The organism is Enterobacter sp. E20 (assembly GCF_000801755.2).
Lineage (GTDB): Bacteria > Pseudomonadota > Gammaproteobacteria > Enterobacterales > Enterobacteriaceae > Enterobacter > Enterobacter asburiae_B.
This window is the reverse complement of record NZ_CP012999.1, coordinates 4,138,874-4,164,260: the sequence shown is the minus strand read 5'-3', so window position 1 is coordinate 4,164,260 and position 25,387 is coordinate 4,138,874. Positions and strand designations below refer to the sequence as shown.

Genomic DNA, 25,387 nt, shown 5'->3' with positions numbered 1-25,387 from the left:
TTAGCCTCTGGCTCCGTATTTCTTCTTCCACAGGACAACCAGTGAGCCAATCAGGCCGAAGACCAGCAGAACCACTGGCAGCAGCATCAGGCAGGACATCAGCTGATCTTCATATTTCATAAAGACCGGGGTTTTACCCAGCGCATAGCCGAGCGTCGTCAGAATAAGCACCCATAGCAGGCCGCTCATCCAGTTAAAGAACTGGAAGCGCGTGCTGCTCAACCCCGACAGACCGGCAATGGTCGGCAGCAGGGTGCGAACAAAGGCGATAAAGCGGCCAATCAACAGCGCGGAAAGCCCGTGCTTGTGGAAAAGGTGGTGCGCCCGCTGGTGATAATGCGCAGGAAGATGAGAGAGCCAGTTCTGGACGATCCGGGTATTGCCCAGCCATCGTCCCTGGATATAGCTCACCCAGCAGCCGAGGCTGGCCGCCACGGTCAGTAATAAAATGGTGTGTGGAAACGCCATCGCCCCTTTGGCACACAGCACGCCGACAAGTACCAGCAAACTGTCACCGGGCAGGAAGGCAGCAGGCAGCAAACCGTTCTCAAGGAACAGGATCATAAACAGGACGAAATAGAGCATGCCAATCATGGAAGGGTTGGCCAGCGTTTCAAAATCCTGCGCCCAGAGGGCATGCAGCAGTTGGGTCAAAAGTTCCATTCAGTGTTCCTGGAAATCGGTTAACGTCACGCCTGTTATCCGGGACAAACAGCACGGCGACATTGTTGTGATTTCATTATGGTCGCTCGCGGACACATTGCGGTGTGGCCAACACTGTTCCCTGTTAATTGGCTGGTTAGCAAGCACTAACTTACAAAATAAGGAATTGAATCCAATTGTAACAAAGCCCAACGTTCTGCGTCACAGAATTTGCAGGGGTGAGTTGATTTTGGCGTAAGCCCAGGAAGTGAGCGAGGGGATTTACAAAGGCTGACACTATATATGTTTTGCTTACTCCTGTAAGCCGGAAGGCGCGACGTAGCGCCTGCCAGCAGAAAGGTCATCTATTTTGCGGCACTGGAAGCCGTATCGAGATGAACAACCGGATTATCGGCAAAAAGATAGCGGTCAGCGTTAAATTCAAAGTCATCGCTGGTTTCGTTGAACAGCATCTGCTTGGTGTTTTCCAGGTGCTGCCACATCGCCAGCTTGGCGGCATGCGGATCTTTACGAATCAGCGCCTTAAGGATTTGGTCGTGATCGTCGCACCAGTTGTCGACGGTACGGGAATCGATATGGTCGTGCAGTTTTTTCCAGTACGGGTTGTGAACGCGCTGAGTCCACATTTTTTCAACGATTGCCGCCAGGGCCGTATTTTGGGTTGCCAGGGCGACCTGAACGTGGAACTGCAGATCCCACTCTGAATCGCGGAAACATTTCTCCTTACGGGCATTCTCCTGGATCTCCATCAGCTTCATGATGTCCTGCTTGGTCACCTGCGTCGCCGCAAACTCAGCGATATTGCTTTCGATCAGCTGGCGAGCCTGGAGCAGCTCAAACGGGCCATAGCTGGCGAATTCCAGACTTTCGTCCGCGACGGGAGAGTGTTTCGGCAGATTAGAAATCACGTGAATGCCGGAGCCTTTGCGTACCTCAACGTAGCCTTCCACTTCCAGCATGATAATCGCTTCACGCACCACCGTGCGGCTGACGCTTTTTTCATCCGCGATAAAGCGCTCGGCGGGAAGTTTATCACCGACAAGATAGACCCCTTGCTCGATGCGATCTTTCAGCTCCGCAGCAAGTTGTTGATACAAACGACGTGGTTCGGTGATTTCCATATGCGCTCCAGGCAGGGTACGGCAGATGATTTGTTATACCACTTTTGCGTGCCACTCTCCAGATTATGCCATTAAAAAAGCCGCCCGGAGGCGGCTTCGGTGAAACGCATTTTCGCTAACTCTGCGTTGCCGGTTTTCCGAGGGACTCTTTCGCCAGCTCCTCTGCCGATTTGCTTTTCAGCACCGTCCAGATAACCACCGCACCCATCAGGTCGAAGATCGCCAGCACCGCGAACAGCGGGCTGAAGCCGATGGTATCCGCCAGCGCGCCGACCACCAGTGCAAACATGGTGCTCGCGGTCCAGGCGGCCATGCCGGTCAGGCCGTTGGCGGTTGCCACTTCGTTACGACCAAAGACGTCAGACGAGAGCGTAATCAGCGCGCCGGACAGGGACTGGTGCGCAAAGCCACCGATGCACAGCAGGGCAATGGCAACGTACGGGCTGGTGAACAGGCCGATCATGCCAGGGCCGATCATCAGCAGCGCGCCCATGGTCACCACCATCTTACGGGAAACGATCAGGTTCACGCCAAACCAGCGCTGGAACAGCGGTGGCAGGTAGCCGCCCACGATACAGCCCAGGTCAGCGAACAGCATCGGCATCCAGGCGAACATCGCGATCTCTTTCAGGTTAAAGCCGTAGACTTTAAACATGAACAGGGGGATCCACGCGTTAAAGGTACCCCAGGCCGGTTCAGCCAGGAAGCGCGGCAGGGCGATACCCCAGAACTGACGGGTGCCCAGGATCTGCCAGACGGTCATTTTTTTGCCGTTGTTGGTCTGATGCTGCGCTTCCTGACCGCCAATGATGTATTCGCGTTCTTCTTCGGAGAGCTTTTTCTGATCGCGTGGGTGTTTGTAGAAAATCAGCCACGCCATCGCCCAGGCAAAGCTCAGCACGCCTGAGATGATGAACGCCATCTGCCAGCTGTGCATCACGATGGCCCACACCACCAGCGGCGGCGCTATCATCGCCCCAATGGACGAGCCCACGTTGAAGTAGCCGACCGCAATGGAACGCTCTTTCGCCGGGAACCACTCGGAGCTGGCCTTCAGGCCCGCCGGGATCATCGCGGCTTCAGCCGCACCGACCGCACCGCGCGCCAGCGCCAGTCCACCCCAGCTGCCTGCCAGCGCGGTTGCACCGCAGAACACCGCCCAGGCGATGGCGAAGAAGGCATAACCGATTTTGGTACCGAGAATATCCAGCACGTAGCCCGCAACAGGCTGCATGATGGTATACGCCGCGGAATAGGCGGCAATGATGTAGGAGTATTGCTGCGTGGAGATATGCAGCTCTTCCATCAACGTTGGCGCTGCTGCTGCCACGGTGTTACGCGTCAGGTAGCCCAGCACGGTGCCTAACGTCACCAGTGCGATCATATACCAACGTAACCCTTTAATTTTACGCATCTAAAACCTCATCGTTATGTTATTTCCGCGCCAGAGCACGGCAACCTCTCAACCGTTTCCGGGAGCAGTTGTGTAACGGGAGGGGCGTAACCAGGAGCATGTCCCGGAGCGGCCCGAACCTTGCCATAAGTAAGCGTGCATAAGTCGGTATCCGTACCGTTAAACCCGATGTCTCTCACACCGGTAATGCATTCCGTCGGCTTATAGTTTGCGACGGCGAAAAGATAACTTGTCATACATCTTTAAAAGGTGAGTGACATCACAAATGTATGATTCTTTGTGGGGACATTAATCGTCGCGCGCAAAGCCAGTATTGGCGCGGTCTGCAGAAGGGTTTGCTTCATTGAGGGTAATTTATTTGTTGGCGTTTATTGATCTCACTCACGAAAAAAGCTTCGGTTGGTGGAAATTGGTGTGATAACTTTGCAGCATATGAACATACGCTTTCTGCGCTCCCGTAATGAGGAAGACGATAATGACGCCGTTTATGACCGAAGATTTTCTGTTAGATACCGAATTTGCTCGCCGCCTGTACCACGACTACGCAAAAGACCAGCCGATTTTCGACTACCACTGCCATTTACCGCCGCAGCAGGTTGCCGAAAATTATCGCTTCAAAAACCTGTATGACATCTGGCTGAAGGGTGACCACTATAAATGGCGTGCCATGCGCACCAACGGCGTGGCGGAGCGCCTGTGTACCGGCGATGCGACCGACCGTGAGAAGTTTGACGCCTGGGCGGCAACCGTTCCGCACACCATCGGCAACCCGCTTTACCACTGGACCCATCTTGAACTCCGCCGTCCGTTTGGCATCACCGGCAAGCTGCTCTCCCCAACGACCGCGGATGAAATCTGGAATCGGTGCAACGCGCTGCTGGCGCAGGATAACTTCACCGCGCGCGGCATCATGAAGCAGATGAACGTGAAGATGGTGGGCACCACCGACGATCCGATTGACTCCCTGGAGCATCATGCCGTTGTCGCAAAAGACACCTCTTTCGATATCAAAGTGCTGCCAAGCTGGCGCCCGGACAAAGCCTTCAACATTGAGCAGGCCACCTTCACCGACTACATGGAGAAGCTGGCGGAAGTGTCGGATACCGACATCCGTCGTTTCGCTGACCTGCAAACCGCGCTGACCAAACGTCTGGATCACTTCGCGGCGCACGGCTGTAAAGTGTCTGACCACGCGCTGGACGTGGTGCTGTTTGCGGAATCAAACGAAGCCGAGCTGGACAGCATTCTGGCGCGTCGTCTCTCTGGCGAAGGCTTAAGCGAGCACGAAGTGGCGCAGTTCAAAACGGCGGTGCTGGTATTTCTCGGTGCGGAATACGCGCGTCGCGGCTGGGTACAGCAGTACCACATCGGCGCGCTGCGCAATAACAACCAGCGCCAGTTCAAACTGCTCGGTGCTGACGTGGGCTTCGACTCCATCAACGATCGTCCGCTGGCGGAAGAGCTGTCAAAACTGCTGAGCAAACAGAACGAACAAAACCTGCTGCCTAAAACCATCCTGTACTGCCTGAACCCGCGCGATAACGAAGTGCTGGGTACCATGGTCGGCAACTTCCAGGGCGAAGGGATGCCGGGCAAGATGCAGTTCGGTTCCGGCTGGTGGTTTAACGATCAGAAAGATGGCATGGAGCGTCAGATGACGCAGCTCGCGCAGCTGGGTCTGCTGAGCCGCTTTGTCGGCATGCTGACCGACAGCCGCAGCTTCCTGTCCTATACCCGTCATGAATATTTCCGCCGCATTCTGTGCCAGATGATTGGCCGCTGGGTACACGCGGGCGAAGCGCCAGCGGATATCCAGCTGCTGGGCGAAATGGTGAGAAACATCTGCTTTAACAATGCGCGTGACTACTTCGCCATTGAACTGAACTAAGGCCGTTTGAGGTTGATATGCAATACATCAAAATCCATTCGCTGGATAACGTGGCCGTCGCGCTGACGGATCTCGCTGAAGGCGACGTGGTGACCGTTGATAACCAGAGCGTCACCCTGCGTCAGGCGATCGTCCGTGGACACAAGTTTGCCCTGATCCCCATTGCGAAAGGGGAGAACGTGGTGAAGTACGGTTTGCCCATCGGCCATGCGCTGGCGGATATTGCGCCGGGTGAATACATTCACTCACACAATACCCGCACCAATCTGAGCGATCTGGACGAGTACAGCTATCAACCTGATTTACCGGCGGAAGAGCGTCAGGCGGCCGATCGTGAGGTGCAGATCTACCGTCGCGCCAACGGTGCCGTGGGGATCCGCAACGAGCTGTGGATCCTCCCGACCGTCGGCTGCGTCAACGGAATTGCGCGCCAGATCCAGACGCGCTTCCTGAAAGAGACCAACAACGCCGAAGGGACTGACGGCGTGCATCTCTTCAGCCACACCTACGGCTGTTCCCAGCTCGGTGACGACCACATTAACACCCGCACCATGCTGCAAAACATGGTGCGTCATCCGAATGCGGGCGCGGTGCTGGTGATTGGCCTGGGCTGCGAGAACAATCAGGTTGACGCCTTCCGCGACACGCTGGGCGAGTTCGATCCCGAGCGCGTGCATTTTATGGTGTGCCAGCATCAGGACGACGAAGTGGAAGCGGGCGTTGAACAGCTTCACCAGCTTTATGAGGTGATGCGCCACGACAGGCGCGAGCCGGGCAAGCTGAGCGAGCTGAAGTTTGGGCTGGAGTGCGGCGGGTCAGATGGCCTTTCCGGCATTACCGCTAACCCGATGCTGGGCCGCTTCTCGGATTACGTGATTGCCAACGGCGGCACGACGGTGCTGACCGAAGTGCCGGAAATGTTCGGCGCGGAGCGTATTCTGATGAGCCACTGCCGCGACGAAGAGACCTTTGAGAAGACCGTCACCATGGTGAACGACTTCAAACAGTATTTCATCGCCCACAATCAGCCGATTTACGAGAACCCGTCGCCGGGCAACAAAGCGGGCGGGATCACCACGCTGGAAGAGAAATCCCTCGGCTGCACCCAGAAAGCGGGCGCGAGCCAGGTGGTTGACGTGCTGCGCTACGGCGAGCGCCTGAAAACCCACGGTCTGAACCTGCTGAGCGCACCGGGCAACGATGCGGTCGCCACCAGCGCGCTGGCGGGAGCGGGCTGCCATATGGTGCTGTTCAGTACCGGTCGCGGCACGCCGTACGGCGGTTTTGTGCCGACTGTGAAAATCGCCACCAACAGCGAGCTGGCGGCAAAGAAAAAGCACTGGATCGACTTTGATGCGGGCCAGCTGATTCACGGCAAAGCGATGCCGCAGCTGCTGACGGAGTTCGTGGATACTATCGTGGAATTTGCTAACGGCAGGCAGACCTGTAACGAGAAGAACGACTTCCGCGAGCTGGCGATCTTTAAGAGTGGTGTGACGCTTTAATCGGTGCGGGCTGATGCCCTCACCCTTACCCTCTCCCACGGGGAGAGGGTACAAACACTAAAAACGGCAACCTCAGGGTTGCCGTTTTGCATTTACTCTGTAGGCCCGGTAAGGCGTAGCCGACACCGGGCTTTTGTTTTTAACTGCGCAGGGCATTCTTCGCTAAACGCGCGTCTTCCGCCTGACAGGCCGCTGCGGTAAACAGCACGTCGGTAGAGGAGTTCAGCGCTGTTTCGCAGGAGTCCTGCAGCACGCCGATGATAAAGCCGACGGCCACAACCTGCATCGCAATCTCGTTCGGGATGCCGAACATATTACACGCCAGCGGGATCAGCAGCAGCGAACCGCCCGCTACGCCGGATGCGCCACAGGCGCACAGTGACGCCACCACGCTCAGCAGCAATGCGGTTGGCAGATCCACCGGAATGCCCAGCGTATGCACCGCCGCCAGGGTCAGCACGGTGATGGTGATTGCCGCGCCCGCCATGTTCACGGTTGCGCCCAACGGGATCGACACGGAATAGGTATCGCGGTCCAGGTTCAGCTTCTCCGCCAGCGCCATGTTAACCGGAATGTTCGCCGCAGAGCTGCGGGTGAAGAAGGCATACACTCCGCTCTCGCGCAGGCAGGTCAGCACCAGCGGATACGGGTTGCGGCGGATCTGCCAGAACACCAGCAGAGGGTTGATCACCAGCGCCACCAGCAGCATACAGCCGACCAGCACAACCAGCAGCTGCGCGTAGCCCCACAGCGCGTCGAAACCGGTGGTTGCAAGCGTAGAGGAGACCAGCCCGAAAATACCGATTGGCGCAAAGCGAATCACCAGCTTCACCATAAAGGTCACGGCGTTGGACAGATCGTTGACCAGGTTTTTCGTGGTGTCGTTACCGTGACGCAGCGCGAAGCCCAGGCCAATCGCCCAGACCAGGATGCCAATGTAGTTTCCGCTCATCAGCGCGGTGATGGGGTTAGAAACCATGCTCATCAGCAGTCCGCGAAGCACTTCGACAATGCCGGATGGCGGCGTGATGTCACCGGCCGCGCTGGTCAGGTGTAGCGTGGACGGGAACAGGAAGCTAAACACCACGGCCGTTAAGGCAGCCGAGAAGGTTCCCAGCAGATACAGGAACAGAATGGGGCGAATGTTGGTTTTTTGTCCGTGCTGGTGGTTGGCAATTGACGCCATGACCAGCATCAGAACCAGTACCGGTGCCACGGCCTTCAGTGCGCCAACGAAAAGGGTCCCGAGCAGCCCCGTAGCCTCCGCAGCAGGTTTTGACACCATCGCCAGCAGAATACCCAGCACCAGCCCGACCAGAATTTGTTTAACGAGGCTGCCCTGCGCCAGGCGCGCGAACAGTCCGCTTGATTGTGTGCTCATACGTATTTCCTGAGTGAAATTGCGTTCCATCCCGGATGTGCTCTTAGTCACATTTATGTCCGGATGTAAGTAAATGTTTGCCTGGTCGAGTATAGGGAATGCGCGAAAGGAAGGAAGCGTAAAATGCTGGATTTTACGTGTTGCATCATATTTTTTAACTGCTGCGTTACAAAAGTGTGTTCACCCTCTCCCTGTGGGAGAGGGCCGGGGTGAGGGGGATTATTCCACCTGCTGCTTCTTATCGTGCTGGCGGTTAACCCAGGTATTGATAATCAGCGTCACGATCAGAATGCCAAACACCACGCCGAGCGAAATGGCGATCGGGATATGGTAGAAATCGACGATCAGCATCTTGATGCCGATAAACACCAGGATCACCGACAGACCGTACTTCAGCATCGAGAAGCGCTCCGCCGCGCCCGCCAGCAGGAAGTACATCGCACGCAGGCCGAGAATGGCGAACAGGTTAGACGTCAGGACGATGAACGGGTCGGTGGTCACCGCGAAGATCGCCGGAATGCTGTCCACCGCGAAAATCACGTCGCTTAGCTCAACCAGAATCAGTACCAGCAGCAGCGGAGTGGCGAACAGCAGGCCGTTCTTGCGCACAAAGAAGTGCTCACTCTCGATCTTGTCGGTCATGCGCAGATGCCCACGGATCCACTTCACCAGCGGGCGATCGCCAATCGCGGAGCCGTCCTCTTTCGCCAGCGCCATTTTGACCCCGGTGAACAGCAGGAACGCGCCAAAGACGTACAGCAGCCATTCGAACTGGGTAATCAGCCAGCTGCCGGCGAAGATCATGATGGTACGCAGGATAATCGCGCCCAGCACGCCGTACACCAGCACGCGTCGCTGCAGGGCAGCAGGCACGGCAAAGTAGCTGAACAGCATCAGCCAGACGAAGACGTTATCAACCGCCAGGGCTTTTTCAATCAGATAACCGGTGAGGAAGGCGAGCGCCTGAGGGTCGGCCACCGCGCGGCCTTCGGTCGACGCCAGGTACCACCAGAAGGCGGCACAGAACAGCAGGGAGAGGGTGACCCACACCAGAGACCAGGCCGCAGCCTGTTTGATGCTCATGCCGTGCGCGCCGCGACGGCCCTGCAAAAAGAGGTCGATCGCCAGCATGATGAGCACGACAACCGCGAATCCGCCCCACAACATTGGAGTGCCGACAGAATGCATACTATTTTCCTTACACATAAAAAAACAAAAACGGCCATGGTCAGAAGACGATAGCCGTTAGCTTTTTATGCATAGACCTCGCCTTCCGGCAAGGTCTCACTTACAACCACGAAGGTTGCCCGGCGACCGGATGCGTGTTTAACGCATCGTAATGACGATCCACCGGCGAAGAAGTTACTCCCCTTTGCAGGTAACAAAATATGTCAGACCATTGGTTTCGTCAATGGTCTGCGCCGTTTCATTACACAGCTTTACGCGATCGCTTCCGCGCTCACGCCGTCTGCCGGGAATACCACGCCGGTCTGGCGACGGATCTCCGTTTGCAGCTTCGCCGTGGTGCGGCTCACCGCGAGGCCGGGGTGATTCACTTCGTTGTCTTCCACCAGACGGGCGAAGACCTCTGCCTCATAGAGCATAGTGTTAATATGCTGAGGCTGCGTCAGCTCCTGCGCTTTGCCGCCGCGCGGCACAAAGCTCACTTTCTGGCACTCGGAGATCTTCTCGATAACCAGCGAGCCCGCTTCGCCCTGAATTTCGCTCGGCAGCACGGAATCGCTCACCTTGGAGTGCTGCAGCGTGACGCTGAAATCACCGTAATCCAGCACCGCTACACCGTGCGCATCCACGCCGCTCTCCAGCAGGCTGGCTTGCGCACTGACGCCGTGCGGTTCGCCCCACAGGGCCACGGCAGAGGCCAGGCAGTAGAAACCGATATCCATAATCGAGCCGTTCGAAAACGCCGGGTTAAAGGTGTTCGGGTTCTCGCCGTCCAGATAGCGCTGATAGCGCGACGAGTACTGGCAGTAGTTGATAAAGGCTTTACGCACTTTGCCAATTTTCGGCAGGGACTGCTGCAGCAGCAGGAAATTCGGCAGGCTGGCGGTTTTGAACGCTTCGAACAGCACCACCTGGTTTTCGCGGGCAAGCGCAATGGTCGCTTCCACTTCCTCAATATTTGACGCCAGCGGCTTCTCGCAAATCACATGCTTTTTATGGCTGAGGAACAGCTTCGTTTGCGGGAAGTGCAGGGAGTTCGGGCTGGCGATATACACCGCGTCAATGGCGTCGCTTTGCGCCATGTCATCAAGCGAAGTGAAGAGATGCTCAACGAGGTAATCGTTGGCAAAACTCTGCGCCTGCTCAAGGCTGCGGGAATAGACTGCGGTAAGCTTAAGTTTGCCGGTTTCGTGGGCGGCGTCGACGAACTGGCGCGTGATCCAGTTCGTACCAATGACTGCGAAACGTATCATAAACGTTTACGTACTCCGTAGCGGGGAACCTTTAGCCACTGTAGCACGTCATCATGACAATTCGCGTGCGCTATTCCGCATTACCATTTAACGATAAATGCGTAAGCCACAGGCGGGTATCAAACTCCAGCTGGTGGTACTGCGGCTCCATGTGGCAGCACAGGGAATAGAACGCTTTGTCGTGCTCTTTCTCTTTCAGGTGTGCCAGCTCGTGGACGACGATCATCCGCAGGAAGGCTTCCGGCGCGTTACGGAAAACCGTCGCGACGCGGATTTCGGCCTTCGCTTTCAGCTTGCCACCCTGTACGCGGGAGATGGCGGTGTGCAGGCCGAGCGCGTTTTTCAGCACGTGGATCTTGTTGTCGTACATCACCTTGTTGATCGGCGGCGCGCTCTTCAGATACCGGCTTTTCAGATCCTGCGTATACTGCCAGAGGGCCTTATCGGTCGCGAAATCGTGCGTACCGGGATAGCGTTTTTCCAGCACCGCGCCGAGCTTCTGCTCGGCAATCAGGCTGCGAACCTGAGTCAGTAAATGCTCCGGATAGCCCTGGAGATAAGTAAGTTGGTTCATCAAAAGCCCAAATTAATGCGAAAACGGGTATACTCACGCACCCTTTTCAGGGATACGCCAAATTTTACCATTCAGGAGGGCCGATGAGCCACTTAGACAACGGTTTCCGTTCACTCAACCTTAAACGTTTCCCGGAAACGGACGACGTTAACCCGCTCATGGCGTGGGAAGCGGCGGATGAATATCTGCTGCAGCAGTTGGATGAGACTGAAATCCGCGGCCCGGTTTTGATCCTGAATGACGCCTTTGGCGCGCTGGGCTGCGCCCTGGCGGAGCACACGCCATACAGCATCGGCGATTCCTACCTGAGCGAGCTGGCGACGCGTGAAAACCTGCGCCATAACGACATCGAAGAGTCCAGCGTGAAGTTCCTCGACAGCACCGCGGACTACCCGCAGGCGCCGGGCGTGGTGCTGATCAAAGTGCCAAAAACCATGGCGCTGCTGGAGCAACAGCTGCGCGCGCTGCGTAAGGTCGTGACGCCGGAAACGCGCATTATCGCGGGCGCTAAAGCGCGCGATATTCACACCTCGACGCTCGAGCTGTTCGAGAAAGTCCTCGGCCCGACCACCACGACGCTGGCCTGGAAAAAAGCGCGCCTGATCAACTGCACCTTCAGCGCGCCGGAGCTGGCCGACGCGCCGGAGACGCTGAGCTGGAAGCTGGAAGGCACCGACTGGACCATCCACAACCATGCGAATGTCTTCTCCCGCACCGGGCTGGATATCGGGGCGCGTTTCTTTATGGAACATCTGCCGGAAAATCTGGAAGGTGAAATCGTCGATCTGGGCTGCGGTAACGGCGTGATTGGCCTGACGCTGCTGGCGAAGAACCCGGACGCCAGCGTGGTGTTCAGCGACGAGTCGCCGATGGCGGTGGCCTCCAGCCGTCTGAACGTGGAAACCAACATGCCGGAAGCGCTGGACCGCTGCGAGTTTATGATCAACAACGCGCTGTCCGGCGTAGAGCCGTTCCGCTTCAACGCCGTGTTCTGCAACCCGCCGTTCCACCAGAAGCACGCCCTGACGGATAACGTCGCGTGGGAGATGTTCCACCACGCGCGCCGCTGCCTGAAAATCAACGGCGAGCTGTACATCGTGGCGAACCGCCACCTGGATTACTTCCACAAGCTGAAGAAGATTTTCGGCAACTGCGTCACCATTGCGACGAACAACAAGTTCGTGGTGCTGAAAGCGGTGAAGCTGGGGCGTCGTCGGTAAGACTGTTATGTGCGGCCTGATGCCCTCACCCCGGCCCTCTCCCACAGGGAGAGGGAGCAAACGCTAAAAACGGCAACTGGGTTGCCGTTTTGCTTTTACCCTGCCGCCCGGCAATGTCCTAGATCGCCAGAGCCAACTTCGTCCCCTGCGCAATTGCCCGCCGCGCGTCCAGCTCCATCGCCACGTCGCACCCGCCGATCAAATGCACCGTTTTACCGGCTTCGCGCAGCGGATCGGCCAGATCGCGCTTCGGCTCCTGCCCGGCGCATAAAATCACATGATCCACACGTAACAGCTGCGGCTCGCCGCCGATCGTGACGTGCAGACCCTCGTCGTCGATCTTCTGGTAGCCCACCGCCGGGATCATCTTCACCCCGCGCGAGAGCAGGGTGGCGCGGTGGATCCAGCCCGTGGTTTTGCCCAGCCCTTCGCCCGGCTTGCTGGCCTTGCGCTGCAGCATCACGATCTGGCGCGGGCTTTTCGGCAGCTGCGGCCCTTCCGGGCGTAGCCCGCCGGACTGGTTCAGGCTGGTGTCGATACCCCATTCCACGCAAAACTCGGCAATGTTCTGGCTGGTGGCCTCGCCCGGCTGGCTTAAGTACATGGCGGTATCAAAGCCGATCCCGCCGCAGCCGATAATCGCCACCTTCTCACCGACCGGCGTTTTGTCACGCAATACATCCAGATAGCTCAACACCTTCGGATGATCGATACCCTCGATCGCAGGCGTGCGCGGCACGATCCCGCTCGCCAGGATCACCTCGTCGAAACCGATCAGATCCGCCGCGCTGACAAACTGATTAAGCCGCAGCTCGACGCCCGTCAGGTCGATCATCCGGCGGTAGTAGCGCAGGGTTTCATAGAACTCCTCTTTGCCGGGGATCTGTTTGGCGATATTAAACTGCCCGCCAATCTCCGCCAGCGCATCAAACAGCGTCACGCTGTGCCCGCGCGAGGCGGCATTCACCGCAAACGCCAGGCCCGCGGGGCCAGCGCCCACCACGGCCAGACGCTTTTTATTAACCGCCGGAACGATCGGCATTTTGGTTTCATGGCAGGCGCGCGGGTTAACCAGGCAAGAGGTGACCTTGCCGACGAAGATCTGATCCAGACAGGCCTGGTTACAGCCGATGCAGGTGTTGATCTCGTCCGCACGGCCGCTTTGCGCTTTGGAGAGCAGTTCGGCATCGGCCAGGAACGGGCGCGCCATCGACACCATGTCGGCGTCGCCGCGTGAAATCACATCGTCCGCCACCTGCGGATCGTTAATGCGGTTGGTGGTGACCAGTGGAACAGAGACTTTGCCTTTCAGCTTCCGTGTTACCCAGCTGAACGCCGCGCGCGGCACCGGCGTGGCGATGGTGGGGATGCGCGCCTCGTGCCAGCCAATCCCTGTGTTGATAATGGTGGCACCGGCGGCTTCAATCGCCTGCGCCAGCTGCACGGTTTCGTCGAACGTGCCGCCGCCTTCCACCAGGTCGAGCATCGACAGGCGGAAAACGATAATAAAGTCTGCGCCCGCACGTTCGCGCACCGCGCGCACTACCTCCACGGCAAAGCGCATCCGGCGGGCGTAGTCGCCGCCCCATTCGTCATCGCGCTGGTTGGTGCGGGCCGCGAGGAACTCGTTGATCAGGTAGCCTTCCGAGCCCATCACCTCCACGCCGTCATAGCCCGCCTCGCGCGCCAGCGCCGCGCAGCGGGCAAAGTCGTCGATCAGCGCCAGGATCTCATCGTGGCTGAGGGCGTGAGGTTTAAAGCGGTTGATTGGCGCCTGAATGGCCGACGGCGCGACCAGGTTCGGCTGATAGCTGTAGCGTCCGGTGTGCAGGATTTGCAGGGCGATTTTACCGCCCTCGCGGTGTACCGCGTCGGTCACAATGCGGTGGTGCGGCAGCTGTGACGCATCGTTCAGAACCGCGCCGCCCTCCATGCCCACGCCGGAAGGCGCCGGGGCCACGCCGCCGGTGACAATCAGCGCCACCCCGTGGCGGGCGCGCTCGGCATAGAAGGCTGCCAGACGCTCGGCCCCGTCCGGATGCTCCTCCAGCCCGGTGTGCATCGAGCCCATCAACACGCGGTTTTTGAGTGTGGTGAACCCCAGATCGAGGGGGGCGAATAACGACGGGTAGCGGCTCATAGTCTCTTCCAGTGTAAAATTATTGTTATGTGGTCGGATGAGTTACTAATTTAGCCAGCGGGAGCGGAAAGGTAAAAGCGGGATCGAATGATTGTGATAGATCTCAAAGAACTTCGCCCCTCACCCTAACCCTCTCCCCTGAGGGGAGAGGGGACTGGCTGGTGCGGTCTCAAAGAATTGGCTCGATCTGGTTTTTTCCCTCTCCCCTCAGGGGAGAGGGGCAGGGTGAGGGGTGTGGGTTTTTACTAACCCCGGGGCCTGCCACATCGACGTCGTCAGCCCGCTGTCCACCAGCCCGAGCTGGTCCGCGTACACCGCCTGCCATTTCTGCATCATGCCGTCGTACAGCTCGCGGTGCTGCGGGTTCGGCGTGAACTCGCGGCTCCACTTCACCAGCCGCTCGCCCGTCGAGGCCATATCCGCAAACAGCCCCGCGCCCGCGCCTGCGGCAATCGCGCAGCCGAGCGCCGTCGCCTCTTTCACTTCCGGCACGCGCACCGGCAGCCCGGTGACGTCGCTTAAAATTTGGCTCCACAGGGCGCCTTTGGCCCCGCCGCCCGCAAACACCAGGCTTTCAAACGTCACGCCGGAGAAGCGCGAAATCTGCGCCAGGTTGCAGGCCGAGACGATCGCCGCGTTCTCCTCCAGGGCGCGGAACAGCGTCGCTTTGTTGCACTTTTCCGGGTCGATGGAGAGGTTAATAAACGACGGCGCGGCGTGGTACCACTGCTTGAAATGCATCGCGTCGGAGAAGATCGGCATCACCCCGTGGGAGCCAGCCGGTACGCGGCTGGCCATCTCTTCCAGCAGGGAATAGGTGTCCATCCCCATCCGCTCGGCAATCAGCTTTTCCTCGGCGCAGAAGGCGTCGCGGAACCAGCGCATGGTCAGCCCGGTAAAGAAGCTGATCGACTCCGCCTGCGCCATGCCGGGGATAACGTGCGGGTTCACGCGGATGTTCATCTCGGGGTCGGTACGCACCTGCGGCAGGTTCACCACCTGCTGCCAGAAGGTACCGCCCAGCACCGCCGTTTGTCCGGCGCGGACCACGCCCAGCCCCAGGCAGCCCAGCTGCACGTCGCCGCCGCCCATCACCACCGGCGTGCCTTCGCGCAGGCCGCTCTGCTGAGCGGCCTCTTTGGTAATCGCGCCCAGCACGGTACCGGTCTCTTTCACCGGGGAGAGGATATCGGCGCGCAGCCCGGCCATGTCGAGCAGCGCCGGACGCCAGTCGCGGGAGAAGAGATCCAGCATGCCGGTGGTGCCCGCGTTAGACGGGTCGACCGCCAGCTCGCCGGAGAGCTTCGCCGCCAGCCAGTCGCTGATCATGGTGATGGTGGCGGCTTTACGGTAGATGTCAGGACGATGGTGCGCCAGCCACAGCAGGCGCGGCATGGCGCTCAGCGCCAGCGTCTGGCCGGAAACCTCATACACCTCGGATTCAAAACGGTCGTCGTGGATCTCTTTGAGTTCGGCCACCTCGCGGCTGGCGCGGGCGTCGACGTTGGCGCAGGCCCAGATGGCCTCGCCGTTGCGGTCGTACAGCACGATCCCTTCGCGCATCGAGCAGCAGGCGACGGACTGAATATCCGCCGCGCTCAGGCACGCACGTTCCAGCGCCTGATGAATGCACCGGCAGGCCAGCTGCCAGTTGGTCTCCAGATCGAACTCCATCGATCCCGGCACGTTCTCCACGCTCAGGTGCTTCCACTCGGCCTGGCCGACGGCAATCTGGTTGCCCTGTAAATCGAAAATCACGGCGCGAACGCTGCCTGTCCCTGCATCTAACGCTAAAAGGTAACTCATGAGCTTGCCTCGTTGTTAGCGCAGGGCGGCTCTTAGTCGGCCAGAGCCAGCACCGCGCGGGCTGTCGTCTCCTCCGTCACCAGGCCATTGATACGGCGACCCTTCAGTGCGGCATAAATCGCATCGGCTTTCTCTTCTCCTCCGGCCACGCCAACGATGGTGGGCAGCTGCGCCAGTTCATCGAGCGTGACGCCCAGCAGTTCTTTGTGGATCTCCAGCTCCTCGACGCATTCCCCTTCGGCATTGAGGAAATAACCGAGAATGTCGCCGACCGCGCCTTTGCGGGCGTACATCAGCTGTTCACCTTCGCTGATATAGCCGGATCGCAGTATCGTGGCGTCACGGCGCTGGTTCACTGAACCAATGCCGACCACAGCGACGTCGGCGGCGGTCGCGGCGAGGATCACGTCCCGCACACTGGTTTCGCGTTTTAAGATCCCGGCCACCTCTGCGGATGACACGCGAAGCGGGGCGGGGATCATGCTGACGCTGCAGGCCGCGTCCAGCTGGCCGATACCGGTCATGTACGGCCCGACGCCGCCGGAGAGCGTCACCAGGCGGATCTGCTGCGAGCTGATAAAGCCGCTCAGGTGCTGCAGGCAGCTCATGGTGGTTTCACCAAACCCCACCGCTAATAGCTGGCCGGGCTCCAGTACGCCCATCAGCGACTGCGCCGCGCCAATGCCGAGCCGCACGTTCATCGGCGGCGTATTTAACGCGGGCATCACGCGCACCAGCTTCAGGCCAAAGCGCTGCTGTAGCTCGGTCTCCAGCGCCAGGCAGCCCTCGTAGCGGGAGTTGATCTGCACGCGGATCACCCCGGACTGACGGCCTTTTTCCAGCAGGCGGGAGATTTTCAGGCGCGGCAGCCCGAGCCGCTCGCCGATGTCGTTCTGGGTTAATCCGTCGTGGTAGTAGCACCAGGCCACGCGCGCCACGAGCTCCTCTTCCGCCAGTGCCAGCCCGGCAAACCGTCCTTCTTCCGCAGTGCGTTTATCGCTCATAGTTGAACTCTTATAAAAATTTAGATCATATGTTCGTGATGGCGCGAAGGGAAAGTGTGAGCCACGCGACAAAACGGATCTTTTAGATCGTTTCTGGTTTATCTGAATCTCAATCGATAAAACTGTGATCCCTGCACGGTTGTAAATATAGTTCACCGTCTACGCTTTTGAACATTATTAAATCTAAAAATCATTTGTTCAATAGTGGAGCGATGATGACACCACTTCTCGACGCGCAGAATATCAGCAAGCAGTTCTCAGGCGTGCCGGTCTTAAAAGGCATTGATTTCACGCTGCTTGCGGGCCAGGTGCACGCCCTGATGGGCGGAAACGGCGCGGGAAAATCGACGCTGATGAAGATCATCGCCGGGGTCGAAACGCCGGACGGCGGTGAACTTTCTGTCGAGGGGCAGTCATATGCGCGGCTCACGCCCGCTCAGGCGCACGGGTTAGGCATTTATCTGGTGCCGCAGGAGCCGCTGCTGTTCCCCAACCTGACGGTGCGGGAAAACATCCTGTTTCGCCTGCCGCGCGAACGCGATCTGGAAAAGCGCCTGGCGGAGAAGCTCCAGCAGCTCCAGTGCCAGCTTAACCTCGACGCCGCCGCCAGCACCCTGGAAGTGGCGGATCAGCAGATGGTGGAGATCCTGCGCGGGCTGATGCGCAACGCGAGGATCCTGATCCTCGACGAACCCACGGCCTCCCTCACGCCCGGCGAAACCGAGCGGCTGTTCCGCCAGATCCGCGCCCTGCAGGCGCTCGGCGTCGGGATTGTCTTTATCTCGCACAAGCTGCCGGAGATTCGCCAGCTGGCAAGCCACGTCTCGGTGATGCGCGACGGCGCGGTGGTGCTGAGCGGTGAAACCGCGCAGTTTGACGACAGCGCCCTGATCGCCGCCATGACGCCGGTAAGCCGGGAGAAATCCCTCAGCGATACGCAAAAGCTGTGGCTGGCGCTGCCGGGCAACCGCCGCACCCAGCCGCAGGATTTCCCGGTGCTGCGGGTGGAGGATCTCACCGGGGAAGGCTTTATCGATCTCAGCCTTGAGATCTACGCCGGCGAGATCGTCGGCCTGGCCGGGCTGGTGGGATCCGGGCGCACCGAGTTTGCGGAAACGCTCTACGGCCTGCGGCCGGTACGCGGCGGACGCGTCTGGCTGGAGAATCAGGACATTACCGCCGAGCCGGTAAGTTCACGCCTGGAAAAAGGGCTGGTCTACCTGCCGGAAGACAGGCAGGTGTCCGGCCTGTTCCTCGACGCGCCGATCCGCTGGAACACCGTGGCGCTGAACGAGCCGTCGATTTGGCAGCAGCGCAAGCGGGAGGCTGCGGTGGTGGAGCGCTATCACCGGGCGCTGGGGATCAAGCTCAACCATGCGGATCAAACCGTGCGCACGCTCTCCGGCGGCAACCAGCAGAAGGTGCTGCTGGCGCGCTGTCTGGAGGCCAACCCCTTATTGCTGATCGTCGATGAACCGACGCGCGGAGTGGACGTCTCGGCGCGCGCCGACATCTATCAGCTGATAAAAAGCGTGGCGGCGCAGAACGTGGCGGTGCTGATGATCTCAAGCGATCTTGACGAGTTCCCGGGCCTTGCGGACCGCGTGCTGGTGATGCATCAGGGCGTGCTCAGCGGCGAGCTGCCGCGCCACGCCGTCAGCCTCGACAGGATGATGGCGCTGGCATTCGGAGGGCAGTCATGAAGACCTTGCTGAAAAACCGCGAGCTGAGCGCGTTCCTCGCCATCCTGGCGCTGTTCGCCGTGCTGGTGGCGCTGAATCCGTCCTACCTGAGTTTACAGACGCTGGGGATGATTTTCGCCAGCTCGCAGATCCTGATCCTGCTGGCCATCGGTGCCGCGCTGGTGATGCTGACCCGCAATATCGACGTGTCCGTCGGTTCCATCGTCGGGCTGTCCGCCATCGCCGTCGGCGTGGCGCTTAATAGCGGCTACAGCCTTCCCGTTTCCATTCTCTTCGCGCTGTCTATTGGCGCGCTGGCCGGGGCGTTCAACGGGTTCCTGGTGGTGGGGCTGCGCATCCCGGCGATTGTCGCCACCCTCGGCACGCTGGGGCTGTACCGCGGGGCAATGCTGCTCTGGACCGGCGGAAAGTGGATTGAAGGGCTGCCGCCCGGGCTGAAATCCCTCTCTGAGCCTGCCGCCGTCGGCATTTCGCCGCTCGGCATGCTGGTGTTGATTATCGCGGTCACCGGCGCGTGGACGCTCTCGCGCACCGCGTTCGGGCGTGATTTCTACGCGGTGGGGGATAACCTCGCCGCCGCGCGACAGTTGGGCGTGGCGGTGAACCGCACCCGCATGATCGCCTTTACCCTCAACGGCATGCTGGCGGCCTGCGCCGGGATCGTCTTTGCCGCGCAGATTGGCTTTGTGCCCAACCAGACCGGCAGCGGGCTGGAGATGAAGGCCATCGCCGCCTGCGTGCTCGGCGGTATTTCGCTGCTGGGCGGCACGGGCACGCTGATTGGCGCGCTGCTCGGCGCCTTCTTCCTGACCCAAATCGACACCGTGCTGGTGCTGTTCAGGCTCCCGGCGTGGTGGAACGACTTTATCGCCGGGCTGGTGCTGCTGGGTGTGCTGGTGCTCGACGGGCGTCTGCGCCAGGCGCTGGCGCGCCATCAGCGGGCGCTGAAGTACGGTCGCTTCCAGCCGGGTAACAAAGGGGGAAAGCACGTCACCCCGTTTCCCAAACGCAAAAAAGAGGTGGCGTAAATGAGGCTTAACTGGGAAAGCGCGCTGCTGATTTTACTGGTGCTGGAGATCCTGCTCTTTGGCGCCATCAACCCGCGCATGCTCGATGTCAACATGCTGCTGTTCAGCACCAGCGACTTCATCTGCATCGGCATCGTGGCGCTGCCGCTTACGCTGGTGATTATCAGCGGCGGGATCGACATCTCCCTCGGCTCAACCATCGGCCTGTGCGCCATCGCGCTGGGCGTGATGATGCAGGCGGGGTGGCCGATGGCGGTCGCTATTCCATTGACGCTGCTGCTCGGCCTGCTGTGCGGGCTGCTGAATGCGGCGCTGATCCACTACACCGGCATTAGTCCTTTAGTCATCACCCTCGGCACGCTTTACCTCTACGGCGGCGGCGCGCTGCTGCTCTCCGGCATGGCGGGCGCGACGGGCTACGAGGGCATCGGCGGCTTCCCGGACGGCTTCACGGCGTTCGCTAACCTCACGGTGCTGGGCCTGCCGATCCCGCTGGTGCTGTTCGCGGTAATTACGTTTTTCTTCTGGCTGATTACCCACCGCGGGCGCTTTGGTCGCCATCTGTTTTTGATCGGGCAAAACCCGCGCGCGGCGCGCTATGCGGCGCTGTCGGTGAACGGCATGCCCTACGCGCTGTACGGGCTGGTGGGCGTGGCCTCGGCGGTTGCCGCGCTGGTGATGGTCTCCTATTTCGGCTCCGCGCGTTCGGATCTGGGGCGTGATTTGCTGATGCCCGCGCTCACCGCCGCCGTGCTCGGCGGGGCTAATATCTACGGCGGGTCAGGTTCGGTTGTTGGTACGGCGCTGGCGGCGCTGCTGGTGGGCTACCTGCAGCAGGGTTTACAGATGGTCGGCATCCCTAACCAGGTGTCGAGCGCGCTGTCAGGGGCGCTGCTGGTTGTGGTGGTGATGGGACGTTCGCTGAGTCTGCACCGCGAGTGGGTGCGTTCTCTCTTTAGAAAACTATCCGGAGCGTAAGATGAAAACAAAACTGATAGTCCTGGCAATGGCCCTCAGCTTCGCCTCGGCGCAGGCGGCGGACCGCATCGCCTTTATCCCGAAGCTGGTGGGCGTGGGGTTCTTCACCAGTGGCGGCAACGGCGCGAAAGAGGCGGGGAAAGACCTCGGCGTGGACGTGACCTACGACGGCCCAACCGAGCCGAGCGTCTCCGGGCAGGTGCAGCTCATCAATAACTTCGTTAACCAGGGCTATAACGCCATTATCGTCTCCGCCGTGTCGCCGGACGGCCTCTGCCCGGCGCTCAAGCGCGCGATGCAGCGCGGCGTCAAGGTCCTGACCTGGGATTCCGACACCAAACCGGAGTGCCGCAGCATCTACATCAACCAGGGGACGCCGGAGCAGCTGGGCGGCCTGCTGGTGGAGATGGCGGGCAAACAGGTCACCAAACCGAACGCTAAAGTGGCGTTCTTCTACTCCAGCCCGACCGTCACCGACCAGAACCAGTGGGTGAAAGAGGCGAAGGCCAAAATCGAGAAAGATCACCCCCAGTGGCAGGTCGTGACGACCCAGTTTGGCTATAACGACGCCACCAAATCTCTGCAAACCGCTGAAGGGATCTTAAAAGCCTATCCGGATCTGGATGCGATTATCGCCCCGGACGCCAACGCGCTGCCGGCGGCGGCGCAGGCGGCGGAAAACCTGAAGCGGGAAGGGGTGGCGATTGTCGGCTTCAGCACGCCGAACGTGATGCGCCCGTACGTTGAGCGCGGCACGGTGAAAGCCTTCGGCCTGTGGGATGTGGTGCAACAGGGGAAAATTGCGGTCAACGTCGCCGATCGCCTGCTGAAAAAAGGCGATCTTAACGTCGGCGACAGCGTGGACGTAAAAAATATCGGCGCGCTGAAGGTCGAGCCGAACAGCGTGCAGGGCTACCAGTATGAGGCGAAGGGCAACGGCATCGTGCTGCTGCCGGAGCGCGTGGTGTTCACCAAAGAGAACATCAGCAAATACGATTTCTGACGGGGGAGCAAATGGCTGATTTAGACGACATCAAAGACGGCAAGGATTTTGGCATCGGCACGCCGCAGCAGAATGTGCCGTACACCCTGAAGGGCTGCGGCTCGCTGGACTGGGGCATGCAGTCCAGGCTTGCGCGCATCTTCAACCCGCAGAGCAACCGCACGGTGATGCTGGCCTTTGACCACGGCTACTTTCAGGGGCCGACCACCGGCCTTGAGCGTATCGATCTCTCCATCGCGCCGCTGTTTGGCGAAACCGACGTGCTGATGTGCACCCGCGGCATCCTCAGGAGCCAGGTGCCTGCCGCGACGAACAAACCGGTGGTGCTGCGCGCCTCGGGCGGTAACTCGATTCTGGGCGAACTGTCGAACGAGTGCGTGGCGGTGGCGATGGAGGACGCGCTGCGCCTGAACGTCTGCGCGGTGGCGGCGCAGGTTTACATCGGCAGCGAGTTTGAACACCAGTCGATCAACAACATCATCAAGCTTGTCGATGCGGGCGCGCGCTACGGTATGCCGACGCTGGCGGTGACGGGCGTCGGTAAAGAGATGGCGCGCGACGCGCGCTATTTCTCGCTGGCCAGCCGCATCGCCGCCGAAATGGGCGCGCAGTTCGTCAAAACCTACTACGTGGACGAGGGCTTTGAAAAAGTGACCGCCAGCTGCCCGGTGCCGATCGTGATCGCCGGGGGCAAAAAGCTGCCGGAGCACGAGGCGCTGGAAATGTGCTGGCGGGCGATCGACCAGGGCGCGTCGGGCGTGGACATGGGGCGCAACATCTTCCAGTCCAGCGCGCCGCTCGCCATGCTGAAGGCGGTGAAAAAAGTGGTTCACGAGAACTGGAACGCCCGCGATGCGTTCCAGTTCTGGCAGGATGAGAAACAGGGAGAAGCAAAATGAACGTGACGCTGGTGGAGATCAACATTAAGCCCGAGCGGGTGGACGAATTTCTGGAGGTGTTTCGCGCCAACCACGAGGGGGCAATCCAGGAGCCGGGAAACCTGCGTTTTGACGTATTGCAGGATCCGAGGGTGAAAACCCGGTTCTTTATCTACGAAGCCTATAAAGACGAAGAGGCGGTGCTGGCGCACAAGCAAACCCCGCACTATCTGGCGTGCGTGGATAAGCTTGAGGAGCTGATGTCGGAGCCGCGCAAGAAACGCAGTTTTGTGGGGCTGTTGCCGGAGTAGCGGCTTTGCCCGGTGGCGCTAACGCTTACCGGGCCTACGGGGTGCGGGACGGTGCGGTAGGCCGGGTAAGTTAGCGCCACCCGGCGTTTTTCAGGCCAGATCCAGGCTGACAAATAACTTTGCAAGCGCTTCACGCGGCTCACCCTGAAGCGCCTGTAACGGGAAAGGCAACGCAGGTGCAGCCACTTTCCCCAGCATTTCTGCCGCTGCCGCTACCACCCGCAAACTACCATAATGGCGGAACAGCGCCCAAAGCGGCTCCAGCCGCTCGGATTGTACCGCCTTTTTCGAACGGGCAATCGCCAGCGCTGTTTGCGGAAACAACCCGCCGACCACCGAGTACCAGACGTCAAACCCGGCCTGCAGGGCGGAGGCCGCTCGCCAGTCACCGGCGATGCCCAGCGTGACGGTATCAGGAAGACGAGCGCGTACCTGCAACAGGTCCTCCGGCACGCGGCCAAGCTTAATGGACCCTATATTCGGCAGGGCCGCGGCGGCAAATAACAGTTCATCGCTAAACGAAAAACCGGTTGTGGCGGGATTATCGTAAATGCACAGCGGTACTGAGAGCTGGCGGGTCACCGTTTCATACAGATTAAATACTTCGTCTTCCGTTAATCGCTGGTACGACACGGGTGCCAGCAGCACGCCGGAGACACCTGCCGATTGCGCGTCGTCAGCCAGACGCAGAATATCGTCCAGCCGCAATGCGCCGATGCTGACGATGACCGGAATGTCATCAGCATGCGCCACCGCGCAGCGTGCGATCCGACCGCGCTCTTCAACGGTCAGATAGGCGTAACTTCCCGTTGAGCCCAAAATGCCCAGTGAATCCATACCAGCGTCGACCACGGGGCGCAGAAGATTGATGAAGGAGTGCTCGTCAAACGTCCCCTCTTTCAGGGGGGTTAACGGAAACGCGCTTAACCCGTGAAACATCGTGTTGTCCTCCTACAGCGTCAGCAGCTGAACCCGAGCCGTGGCTCCCGGCATCAGCCGCTGCAGGTTGTTGACCAGTTCTTCTCCTGCCTCTTCCAGTGCCGCAAGGGGCATCGACGGCAGGCTTTCAAGAATAAACCACATGGATTGCGCCTGGCTGTCCAGACGGGTACGCACCCCCTGGCGCCAGTTCCAGCGGCGGCAGGTGACGCCGAGATCGTCGCGCCAGATAACCTCGCCCGGTTCCGGATGTTCCATCACTGGTTGTCCCTCTTTGAAGGTATCAAACGGCTCGCTGCCGTCGGCCAGCGTCAGACGCGGCGCACCCGAATACGCCGCGAGATTTTCCCCGCCCACCGGAATGGCATAGCGAATACTCACCGCGTTATAGATATCTACGACCGGATCCAGCGACGGCAGCGAACCGTCTTTCAGTACCCGCTTGCGCAGGGCAGATGCCGAGCAGGGCGTGCGTTTCGGTTTCGCGCCGAAGGCTTTAAACACCTCATCCCAGTCTGAAAGGTGTGCATCAGCCCATGGCACATCATCATTCAACATCTGCTGGCAGGCCTGCGCCAACGCGGCGGGCGCAACCTCGGGGTGGGTTATCAGCGCAGCTTCAACCAGAATGCTCAGCGCCCGAAAGCCCGGGACAATCCCGGCAAGATGCGAATCTATTGACGGCGTAACGAGAGACATAAATAATCCTGTATTGACTGTTTTATACCATGGTAGTGACCAATGACTGATAAAGTCAATATAATGACTTCGCAGGGTGCCGATGTTGCCCTGGTAAGCCTGGCCGTGGCAAACCGCATACGCAACTGGCGCAAAGAGAAAAAGCTGTCTCTGGACGAGTTGTCCCGCCGGGCAAGCGTTAGCAAAGGCATGCTGGTGGAGATCGAAAAGGGCGCAGCCAACCCCAGTATCGCCATCTTGTGCAAGCTGGCCGCCGCGCTCGGCATCTCCGTAGCGGATATCGTCAACGTATCCAGCGAGCCGCTGGTGCACGTTATCGAAGAGGCCGCGATTCCGGTGCTGTGGCAGGGCGCACAGGGTGGACGCGCCAGACTGCTGGCGGGAACCGCAGGCCCGGATATGATTGAGCTATGGCAGTGGGAGATGCAGCCGGGAGAGCGCTTTACCTCTCCGGGGCACCCGGCGGGAACCTTTGAGCTGCTGCACGTGAACGAAGGCGTTTTAACGTTGACGGTGGATGAGACGGTGACCCAGGTTAACGCTGGCGCATCGGCGGTGGCGAAAACGGAAGCGGCGCACGGATATGCGAACGAAGGCGATACCGTGCTTCGCTTCACCATGACGGTGGCGGAATTTCACCGATAAAAAGCAGCCCGGTGGCGCTACGCTTACCGGGCCTGCATGCAGTATTTTG

General features: G+C 59.7%; 22 protein-coding genes. 10 read left to right on the top strand and 12 right to left on the bottom strand.

Annotated features, from left to right (window positions below):
- The 3 genes from yqjA to NI40_RS19380 all read right to left on the bottom strand — a co-directional run bounded on the left by yqjA (window position 1) and on the right by NI40_RS19380 (window position 3,198).
- On the bottom strand, window positions 1-663 hold the full coding sequence (yqjA, locus tag NI40_RS19390) for a DedA family general envelope maintenance protein YqjA (RefSeq protein WP_024906405.1): 663 nt from the start codon (window positions 661-663) through the stop codon (window positions 1-3).
- A gap of 344 nt (window positions 664-1,007) precedes the next feature.
- Window positions 1,008-1,784, bottom strand: coding sequence for a transcriptional regulator ExuR (gene exuR / locus NI40_RS19385; protein ID WP_023309288.1), 777 nt, complete (start codon window positions 1,782-1,784; stop codon window positions 1,008-1,010).
- A gap of 115 nt (window positions 1,785-1,899) precedes the next feature.
- On the bottom strand, window positions 1,900-3,198 hold the full coding sequence (locus NI40_RS19380) for an MFS transporter (protein WP_023333537.1): 1,299 nt from the start codon (window positions 3,196-3,198) through the stop codon (window positions 1,900-1,902).
- A 475-nt stretch (window positions 3,199-3,673) separates the two neighbouring features.
- On the opposite strand from NI40_RS19380, the gene uxaC reads away from it, so the two are divergent.
- A complete protein-coding gene (gene uxaC, locus NI40_RS19375; RefSeq protein ID WP_039260469.1) occupies window positions 3,674-5,086 on the top strand; it encodes a glucuronate isomerase in 1,413 nt (470 codons plus the stop codon).
- Window positions 5,087-5,103: 17 nt separating this feature from the next.
- On the top strand, window positions 5,104-6,591 hold the full coding sequence (locus NI40_RS19370; protein WP_039260470.1) for a UxaA family hydrolase: 1,488 nt from the start codon (window positions 5,104-5,106) through the stop codon (window positions 6,589-6,591).
- A gap of 139 nt (window positions 6,592-6,730) precedes the next feature.
- Here the strand turns inward: NI40_RS19370 and sstT are convergent, their stop codons facing one another.
- The 4 genes from sstT to NI40_RS19350 all read right to left on the bottom strand — a co-directional run bounded on the left by sstT (window position 6,731) and on the right by NI40_RS19350 (window position 10,984).
- Window positions 6,731-7,972, bottom strand: coding sequence for a serine/threonine transporter SstT (sstT, locus tag NI40_RS19365; RefSeq protein WP_029739668.1), 1,242 nt, complete (start codon window positions 7,970-7,972; stop codon window positions 6,731-6,733).
- A gap of 219 nt (window positions 7,973-8,191) precedes the next feature.
- The gene (locus NI40_RS19360; protein WP_029739669.1) at window positions 8,192-9,160 is read right to left on the bottom strand and encodes a TerC family protein; all 969 of its coding nucleotides are present in this window, start codon (window positions 9,158-9,160) and stop codon (window positions 8,192-8,194) included.
- Window positions 9,161-9,411: 251 nt separating this feature from the next.
- Window positions 9,412-10,410 (bottom strand): Gfo/Idh/MocA family protein, encoded by a 999-nt coding sequence (locus NI40_RS19355; RefSeq protein ID WP_039260472.1) that lies wholly within the window; start codon window positions 10,408-10,410, stop codon window positions 9,412-9,414.
- A 70-nt stretch (window positions 10,411-10,480) separates the two neighbouring features.
- A complete protein-coding gene (locus tag NI40_RS19350; RefSeq protein ID WP_023333531.1) occupies window positions 10,481-10,984 on the bottom strand; it encodes a YgjP-like metallopeptidase domain-containing protein in 504 nt (167 codons plus the stop codon).
- A gap of 83 nt (window positions 10,985-11,067) precedes the next feature.
- Here NI40_RS19350 and rlmG point away from each other — a divergent pair, with 83 nt between their 5' ends.
- Window positions 11,068-12,204, top strand: coding sequence for a 23S rRNA (guanine(1835)-N(2))-methyltransferase RlmG (gene rlmG / locus NI40_RS19345; protein ID WP_023333530.1), 1,137 nt, complete (start codon window positions 11,068-11,070; stop codon window positions 12,202-12,204).
- A gap of 118 nt (window positions 12,205-12,322) precedes the next feature.
- Here rlmG and NI40_RS19340 read toward each other — a convergent pair whose 3' ends face one another.
- The 3 genes from NI40_RS19340 to lsrR all read right to left on the bottom strand — a co-directional run bounded on the left by NI40_RS19340 (window position 12,323) and on the right by lsrR (window position 17,154).
- Window positions 12,323-14,344, bottom strand: coding sequence for an NADPH-dependent 2,4-dienoyl-CoA reductase (locus tag NI40_RS19340; RefSeq protein WP_039260474.1), 2,022 nt, complete (start codon window positions 14,342-14,344; stop codon window positions 12,323-12,325).
- A 207-nt stretch (window positions 14,345-14,551) separates the two neighbouring features.
- On the bottom strand, window positions 14,552-16,150 hold the full coding sequence (gene lsrK, locus NI40_RS19335; RefSeq protein WP_039260475.1) for an autoinducer-2 kinase: 1,599 nt from the start codon (window positions 16,148-16,150) through the stop codon (window positions 14,552-14,554).
- 32 nt (window positions 16,151-16,182) lie between these two features.
- Window positions 16,183-17,154, bottom strand: coding sequence for a transcriptional regulator LsrR (gene lsrR, locus NI40_RS19330; protein ID WP_039260477.1), 972 nt, complete (start codon window positions 17,152-17,154; stop codon window positions 16,183-16,185).
- A gap of 215 nt (window positions 17,155-17,369) precedes the next feature.
- On the opposite strand from lsrR, the gene lsrA reads away from it, so the two are divergent.
- From lsrA to lsrG, 6 genes are read left to right on the top strand one after another with little or no spacing between them, the layout of a single operon-like run.
- Window positions 17,370-18,857 (top strand): autoinducer 2 ABC transporter ATP-binding protein LsrA, encoded by a 1,488-nt coding sequence (lsrA, locus tag NI40_RS19325; RefSeq protein ID WP_039260480.1) that lies wholly within the window; start codon window positions 17,370-17,372, stop codon window positions 18,855-18,857.
- Window positions 18,854-19,885, top strand: coding sequence for an autoinducer 2 ABC transporter permease LsrC (gene lsrC / locus NI40_RS19320; RefSeq protein WP_039260481.1), 1,032 nt, complete (start codon window positions 18,854-18,856; stop codon window positions 19,883-19,885). The genes lsrA and lsrC overlap by 4 nt, the downstream gene beginning before the upstream one ends.
- Window positions 19,886-20,863, top strand: coding sequence for an autoinducer 2 ABC transporter permease LsrD (gene lsrD, locus NI40_RS19315; protein WP_039260482.1), 978 nt, complete (start codon window positions 19,886-19,888; stop codon window positions 20,861-20,863).
- Between the two features lies 1 nt (window position 20,864).
- Window positions 20,865-21,866 (top strand): autoinducer 2 ABC transporter substrate-binding protein LsrB, encoded by a 1,002-nt coding sequence (gene lsrB / locus NI40_RS19310; RefSeq protein WP_033146708.1) that lies wholly within the window; start codon window positions 20,865-20,867, stop codon window positions 21,864-21,866.
- A gap of 11 nt (window positions 21,867-21,877) precedes the next feature.
- The gene (lsrF, locus tag NI40_RS19305; protein ID WP_033146707.1) at window positions 21,878-22,765 is read left to right on the top strand and encodes a 3-hydroxy-5-phosphonooxypentane-2,4-dione thiolase; all 888 of its coding nucleotides are present in this window, start codon (window positions 21,878-21,880) and stop codon (window positions 22,763-22,765) included.
- Window positions 22,762-23,055, top strand: coding sequence for a (4S)-4-hydroxy-5-phosphonooxypentane-2,3-dione isomerase (lsrG, locus tag NI40_RS19300; protein ID WP_008503162.1), 294 nt, complete (start codon window positions 22,762-22,764; stop codon window positions 23,053-23,055). Before lsrF ends, lsrG begins: the two co-directional genes overlap by 4 nt.
- A gap of 90 nt (window positions 23,056-23,145) precedes the next feature.
- Here the strand turns inward: lsrG and NI40_RS19295 are convergent, their stop codons facing one another.
- Both NI40_RS19295 and NI40_RS19290 read right to left on the bottom strand, forming a co-directional pair.
- Window positions 23,146-23,994, bottom strand: coding sequence for a dihydrodipicolinate synthase family protein (locus NI40_RS19295; protein ID WP_039260484.1), 849 nt, complete (start codon window positions 23,992-23,994; stop codon window positions 23,146-23,148).
- Window positions 23,995-24,006: 12 nt separating this feature from the next.
- The gene (locus NI40_RS19290; protein ID WP_039260486.1) at window positions 24,007-24,693 is read right to left on the bottom strand and encodes a B3/B4 domain-containing protein; all 687 of its coding nucleotides are present in this window, start codon (window positions 24,691-24,693) and stop codon (window positions 24,007-24,009) included.
- A gap of 42 nt (window positions 24,694-24,735) precedes the next feature.
- Between NI40_RS19290 and NI40_RS19285 the strand changes: the two genes are divergently transcribed.
- Window positions 24,736-25,338, top strand: coding sequence for a helix-turn-helix domain-containing protein (locus tag NI40_RS19285; RefSeq protein WP_039260488.1), 603 nt, complete (start codon window positions 24,736-24,738; stop codon window positions 25,336-25,338).
- Window positions 25,339-25,387: the final 49 nt, after the last annotated feature.